The sequence below is a fragment of the Rhodococcus sp. (in: high G+C Gram-positive bacteria) genome (genome assembly GCF_049299235.1).
GTDB lineage: Bacteria > Actinomycetota > Actinomycetes > Mycobacteriales > Mycobacteriaceae > Rhodococcus.
Genome location: NZ_JBAQXC010000341.1, coordinates 1 through 6,387, shown reverse-complemented (window position 1 = coordinate 6,387; position 6,387 = coordinate 1). Strand labels below are relative to the sequence as shown.

The following is a 6,387-nucleotide window of genomic DNA, read 5'->3' as shown; positions in this document are numbered from 1 at the left end:
CCGCCGAGTTGTACGCCGCCGCCGCGCGTGCGGCGACCAGTGTCCCCGAGCGTGACCACCTGGTTCGCGAAGCCGCGCGGGTGCGGCAGCACCCACGGTCGTAGCGCGACGCTCGTCGGCGGAAGACGCGGCCGACGAAAGGGACAGCCGCGCGTCATGCCGCGCGCGGCTGTCCGATCGCCGCACCGATGCGGACCGTGTGAGCCCCGGTTGTCAGGATCCGGTTGTCAGGATCCGGTTGTCAGGATCCGGGGGTCTGCTCGGCGATCTGCTTGCGCACCTCGTCCATGTCCAGCGCCTTGACCTGGGTCAGCAGGTCTTCCAGTGCTGCCGGAGGCAGGGCACCGGCCTGGTTGAAGACGAGCACGCCTTCGCGGAATGCCATGATCGTCGGGATCGAGCGGATGTTCGCGGCAGCGGCGATCGACTGCTCGGCCTCGGTGTCGACCTTGCCGTGCACCACGTCGGGGTGCTGTTCGGACGAGGCTTCGAAGGTCGGTGCGAACTGCCGGCACGGGCCGCACCACGAGGCCCAGAAGTCGACGAGGACGACGTCGTTGGCATTGACGATCTCGTCGAAGTTCTGCTGCGTGAGGGTCTGGGTGGCCACGGTGTTCCTTTCGGTCGGATGCTCCGGCCGCTTCAACGTCCGGCCGCGCTCGATTCTTCCCGACGCCGCGCCACCGCGGTCACGGGACCGGCAGAGCCTCGGACAGGGGGTCGGACCGGAATGTGCGGCGATACGCTTGTGGGGTGGTGCGCCGCAGCCGCAGGAAGTGCTGCCGCAGTACCGCGGCGGTGCCGAATCCGACTCGGTCGGCGATCACGTCGACGGGCAGGTCGGTGCTTTCGAGTAGCTGCTGGGCCGCATACACCCGCTGGTCACGCAGCCACCGCGCCGGGGTGGTCCCGGTTTCGGCGGCGAATCTGCGCGCGAACGTGCGCACCGAGAGGTGGGCCGTCGCCGCGAGCGCCGCGACCGGCAGGTCCCGGTCCAGGTGCTCGGTCATCCAATCGAGGATCGGCGCAAGCGTTTCCGATGCGGCGGTGGGCAGTGGCATCGCCACGTACTGAGCTTGGCCACCGTCGCGGTGCGGTGGCACCACCATGCGCCGGGCGATGGTGTTCGCGACGCCGGCGCCCTGTTCCGTGCGCACGATGTGCAGGCACAGGTCGATTCCGGCGGCGGTTCCGGCGCTGGTCAGTACCGCACCGTCGTCGACGTAGAGCACATCCGGATCGACCCGCGCGGCCGGGTACATCTCGGCCAGTCGCGTGGTGTGTCGCCAATGGGTGGTGCAGGGACGTCCGTCGAGCAGACCGGCCGCGGCCAAGGTGAACGCGCCGGTGCACATGCTCGCTACGCGCGCGCCACGATCGACCGCGGCCCGCAGCTTGACGAACAGCGGTTCCAGATCGGACATGTCGTCGCGCGTACCGCACAGGTAACTGGGGTCGCAGGTCGAGGCGACGGTCGTGCCGCCGGCGGGCACGACGATCAGGTCCGCGGCATCCAGGAGATCCAGGTCGTGGGGGACCTCGATGGTGTAGCCGAACCGGGTGGCCACCGGATGCGGTGTTCCCCGGATCAGGGTGAAATCGTAGGTCGGCAGACCGTCGTCCGACCGGTCGAATCCGAACACTTCGCACGCGACGCCGAGTTCGAATGCCTCGACGTAGGGGAGCAGCGGTGCCACCACGGTCTTCAACATGGCTGCCAGCGTGCCACCGAGTTGGCAGAAAATCGAGCAAAGGTGGCAGAGCTGCCACTGTCGGTCCGTGCGGTACACGACAGAAGCTGGATCCCATGACCGCACTGCTGATCGTCGCTACCGTCCTCGCCGTTCTGGCGGTCCTCGCCCTGGCCGGCCTCACCCCGGACACTCACAGTGAGACAACCCAATTCGGCGACTTCCGATTCTGAAGCGGGCCGCTGCCGGTGCGACAGTTCACGCCACCCGCCACTCGCACTTCGCCTCGCCGTCCCACCGCCGGATCCCCGCAGTAGTCCCGTCCAGATCCTGCCTCGCCGCGTGGGTCGCGACGATCGCCGGACCGATGCGGTCGGCTGGCACCCGCCGCGCCAACGTGACGTGCGGAGTCCACTCACCCGGCCGGATATGGGGTGGAATACCCGGACATCCGGCGATCGACGCGAACACCGCGCGGTGCAGCGAGAGCAGGTCGACCGTCGGCACCACGAGCCGCGCCAACGTCGCATGCCGATCACCGAAGACGACGATTCCACCGAGGCGCACCGTGATCGGCGCGCCGTCGATGCGATCGCGCAGGTGGCTCTCGATGCCCGGCGGAATCGACGTCGCGACCGCGAGCGTGATGTGCGGCCGGTTCGTCTCGCTGCGGATCCGAGCGGCACTGCTCACCCCGGCCTCGCGCAGCCGTTCCCATTCGGCCCGCACCGCGCGGTCGAGGCCGTCGTCGAGCAGTAGTTCCACGGACTGCACCATGATGCGCCATCATGGCGCGATGACCGACTCCACCGCAACAGCCGGCCCACTCACCCCGACTACCGGCCCGGGGCACCGCATCGGACTGCTCACCGGCGACGGCATCGGCCACGAGATCGTGCCCGCCACCCGCCGGGTCGTCGACGGCGCGGTCGCCGCGGCCGGGGGACCGGCCGTCGACTGGGTACCGCTCCCGCTCGGTGCGGACGCAATCGCCACCCACGGCACACCCGTCCCCCAATCCACCCTCGATGCCCTCGCCGGCCTCGACGCCTGGATTCTCGGGCCGCACGACAACGCCTCCTATCCCGAACCGTTCCGCCGCGAACTCGCACCGAGCGGCCGCATCCGCAAACAGTTCGACCTGTACGCGAACATCCGGCCGGCGAAGGCACTACCCGGAGTGCGCGCAGTCGTCCCGAACATGGACCTGGCCATCGTGCGGGAGAACACCGAAGGTCTCTACGCCGACCGGAACATGGCGCTCGGCAGCGGCGAGTTCATGCCGACTCCCGACGTCGCGCTCGCCGTCGGCGTGGTCACCCGCGCCGCATGCGAACGCATCGCGCACACCGCCTTCGATCTCGCTGTCCGCCGTCGCCGACGCGTCACCATCGTGCACAAGGCGAACGTGCTGACCATGACCACCGGACTGTTCCGGGACGTGTGTCGCGAGGTCGGCGCCCACTATCCGGGTGTCGTCGTCGACGACGAGCACGTCGACGCCATGGCCGCGCACCTGGTGCGCCGCGGCGGCGACTTCGACGTCGTGGTCACCGAGAACATGTTCGGCGACATCCTCTCCGATCTTGCCGGGGAACTGGCCGGCTCGCTCGGCACCGCCGGTTCGATCAACGCGTCCGCGGACAAAGTGATGGCGCAGGCCGCGCACGGCGCCGCACCGGACATCGCGGGCCGCAACCGCGCGAACCCCACGGCACTGTTCCTGTCGGCGGCGATGTTGCTCGAGCACCTCGGTGCCACCGGGGATCTGCCGTACCTGGGGCGTGCGGCCCACCGTATCCAGAACGCCGTCGAGCAGACGATCGGTGGCGGTGTCGCCACCGCGGATCTGGGCGGCCAGGCGTCGACCGCCGAGTTCACCGAGACGGTGATCGCATGGACCCGGCGGCGGTGATGTTCGTCGCAGGCCCGCCACCGCATACCACGACGGTGTTTTTTGGGACGCGTAGCCGTCGTGCGGTTACTGTTCGACTGTGAATGAACCAGTCGGATCGAAACCGGTCACGGGTCGCCGTCGGCGTCGCTTGACCGCGTGGGTTTCCGCGATCGCACTGGTGGTCGCCGCGGCCTCCGGGTGTGTGACCAACTCCGAATCGAATGTTCCCCCCGGTGATCCGATCCGTGCGGAGAAGGTCGAGTCGATCGCGAGTCAGTTGCCCCCGGCGATCGCCGCGTCCGGCAGGTTGAAGGTCGGCGTCAACGTTCCGTACGCCCCGAATGAATTCAAGGACGACGACGGCACGATCGTCGGATTTGCGGTGGAACTGGTCGACGCGCTCGGCGACGTGCTCGGTGTCACCGCCACCTTCAGCGAAGCCGACTTCGACCGGATCATTCCGGCGGTGCAGTCCGGCACATTCGACATGGGATCGTCGTCGTTCACCGACACCGAGGAGCGCGAACAATCGGTCGACTTCGTCACCTATTTCAGCGCGGGGGTGCAGTGGGCCCAACGAGTCGGTGACCACATCGACCCGGACAACGCGTGCGGGCTGCGCGTGGCGGTGCAGACGACCACCTACGAGGACATCGACGAGGTGCCCGCCAAGAGCGACGCCTGCGTGGCGTCCGGCAGGCCGCCGATCGACAAGGTCAAGTACGACAGTCAGGACGAGGCGACGAACGCGCTCATTCTCGGGCGCGTGGATGCGCTGTCTGCCGATTCACCCGTCACCGCATACGCAATCGAACGCAGCGACGGCAGGCTCGAGGTCGCCGGTGACGTGTTCGACGCCGCCCCATACGGTTTCGTCGTCGCGAAGGGGTCCCCGCTGGGGCCGGTACTGCAGCAGGCGATGCAGGAACTCATCGACTCCGGCGTGTACGCGCAGATCGCGCAGCGGTGGGGCATGGAAAACGGAATGATCGACACCTCGCAGATCAACGCTGCGACGAGCTGACGGAAGGGGTCCGATGAGCGAACAGTCGAGCTCCGCGAGCGGCCACGTGGCCGGAACCGAACCGGCGCCGATCGAAGCGGTGCCGCTGCGCCGACCCGGACGCTGGATCGCGGGTGTCGTCGTTGCCGTGCTCGTGGCCTTGTTCCTGTGGGGTGCGGCCACCAACGATGCATACCGCTGGGATGTCTACGGGCAGTACCTGTTCGACCGGCGCATCACCGAGGCGGCGTGGAAGACGATTCAACTCACCGTCCTGGCGATGATCATCGCGGTGCTGCTCGGAATCGTGCTGGCCGTGATGAGGCTGTCGCCGAACCCGGTCTTGCGGACCGTGGCGTGGGTGTATCTGTGGATCTTCCGCGGCACCCCGGTGTATGTGCAGTTGGTGTTCTGGGGCCTGTTCCCGGCCATCTACAAGCAACTCGACCTCGGTATTCCGTTCGTGCACCAGTTCGTGCACATCGACCTGCAGGGGATCAATGCCGCGTTCTTGTTCGCGGTCATCGGCCTCGGCCTGAACGAGGCCGCCTACATGGCCGAGATCATCCGCGCCGGAATCGGTTCCGTCCCGGAGGGGCAGACCGAGGCATCGACCGCCCTCGGCATGTCCTGGTCGCAGACGATGCGCCGCACGATCCTGCCGCAGGCGATGCGCGTGATCATCCCGCCCACCGGCAACGAGCTGATCAGCATGCTCAAGACCACCTCGCTGGTCGCGGCGGTCCCGTACACCCTGGAACTCTACGGCCGGGCCCGCGACATCTCGGGCGCCAACTTCCAGCCGATTCCGCTGCTGCTCGTCGCCGCCACCTGGTATCTGGCGATCACCAGCATCCTCATGGTCGGCCAGTACTTCTTGGAACGGCACTACTCGAAGGGCCTGAGCCGTCATCTCACCGCCCGTCAATTGCAGGCCCTCGCCGACGCGCAGGGCAAACCCCTCCCGCCCGGACGCGGAGGCGGCGACGCACCCGGAGGTGACGGACAATGACGTCCATGGTTCAGGCCGATCGGGTCTGCAAGAACTACGGCGCGGTCAACGTGCTCAAGGGCATCACCCTCGACGTCGAACGCGGCCATGTCGCCTGCCTGATCGGCCCGTCCGGCTCCGGCAAGTCCACGTTCCTGCGCTGCGTCAATCACCTCGAACGGGTCGACGCCGGACGCCTGTACGTCGACGGCGACCTCGTCGGCTACTCCGAACGCGGGGGCAAACTGCACGAGCTGCACCCGCGGGACGCGGCCAAGCAGCGCCGCGACATCGGCATGGTGTTCCAGCACTTCAACCTGTTCCCGCACCGGACCGTGCTCGCCAACGTCATCGAAGCGCCGATCCTGGTGAAGAAGGCACGCCGCGGCGACGCCACCGACCGTGCCCGCGAACTGCTGGACCGGGTCGGGCTGGCGGACAAGGCCGAGGCGTACCCGGCCCAGTTGTCGGGCGGTCAGCAGCAGCGCGTCGCCATTGCACGAGCACTGGCGATGGAACCCAAGCTGATGCTGTTCGACGAACCGACATCGGCGTTGGACCCCGAACTCGTGGGGGAGGTGCTGTCGGTGATGAAGAACCTCGCCGCCGGTGGCATGACCATGATCGTGGTGACCCACGAGATGGGATTCGCGCGGGAAGTCGCCGATCAGCTCGTGTTCATGGACGGCGGTGTCGTCGTCGAATCCGGTGCTCCGCGTGAGCTGCTGGCCAACCCGCAGCACGAGCGCACCCAGGCGTTCCTGTCGAAACTGCTGTGACGGTGTGCCTTTTGGGCCCCTGGAGG

7 protein-coding genes are annotated in these 6,387 nt (G+C 67.8%); 4 read left to right on the top strand and 3 right to left on the bottom strand.

The genetic code is table 11. The features are described from left to right. Positions 1-241: 241 nt before the first annotated feature. The 3 genes from trxA to WAX14_RS21310 form a co-directional block, all read right to left on the bottom strand. Complete coding sequence (gene trxA, locus WAX14_RS21320) at positions 242-610, bottom strand: thioredoxin (protein WP_422630039.1); 369 nt, start codon at positions 608-610, stop codon at positions 242-244. Positions 611-689: 79 nt separating this feature from the next. Next, positions 690-1,712: a GlxA family transcriptional regulator gene (locus WAX14_RS21315; protein ID WP_422630038.1), complete on the bottom strand. Its 1,023-nt coding sequence runs from the start codon at positions 1,710-1,712 to the stop codon at positions 690-692. Between the two features lie 237 nt (positions 1,713-1,949). Further along, the gene (locus WAX14_RS21310; RefSeq protein WP_422630037.1) at positions 1,950-2,468 is read right to left on the bottom strand and encodes a 2'-5' RNA ligase family protein; all 519 of its coding nucleotides are present in this window, start codon (positions 2,466-2,468) and stop codon (positions 1,950-1,952) included. A 19-nt stretch (positions 2,469-2,487) separates the two neighbouring features. Between WAX14_RS21310 and WAX14_RS21305 the strand changes: the two genes are divergently transcribed. From WAX14_RS21305 to WAX14_RS21290, 4 genes are all read left to right on the top strand, one after another. Continuing rightward, a complete protein-coding gene (locus WAX14_RS21305) occupies positions 2,488-3,606 on the top strand; it encodes an isocitrate/isopropylmalate dehydrogenase family protein (RefSeq protein ID WP_422630036.1) in 1,119 nt (372 codons plus the stop codon). Between the two features lie 130 nt (positions 3,607-3,736). Then, the gene (locus WAX14_RS21300; RefSeq protein WP_422630040.1) at positions 3,737-4,612 is read left to right on the top strand and encodes an ABC transporter substrate-binding protein; all 876 of its coding nucleotides are present in this window, start codon (positions 3,737-3,739) and stop codon (positions 4,610-4,612) included. 13 nt (positions 4,613-4,625) lie between these two features. Further along, positions 4,626-5,603, top strand: coding sequence for an amino acid ABC transporter permease (locus tag WAX14_RS21295; RefSeq protein WP_422630035.1), 978 nt, complete (start codon positions 4,626-4,628; stop codon positions 5,601-5,603). Then, positions 5,600-6,361 carry an amino acid ABC transporter ATP-binding protein gene (locus WAX14_RS21290; RefSeq protein ID WP_422630034.1) on the top strand — a complete coding sequence of 254 codons (762 nt, stop codon included), beginning with the start codon at positions 5,600-5,602 and terminating at the stop codon, positions 6,359-6,361. The genes WAX14_RS21295 and WAX14_RS21290 overlap by 4 nt, the downstream gene beginning before the upstream one ends. The last annotated feature ends 26 nt before the right edge of the window (positions 6,362-6,387 follow it).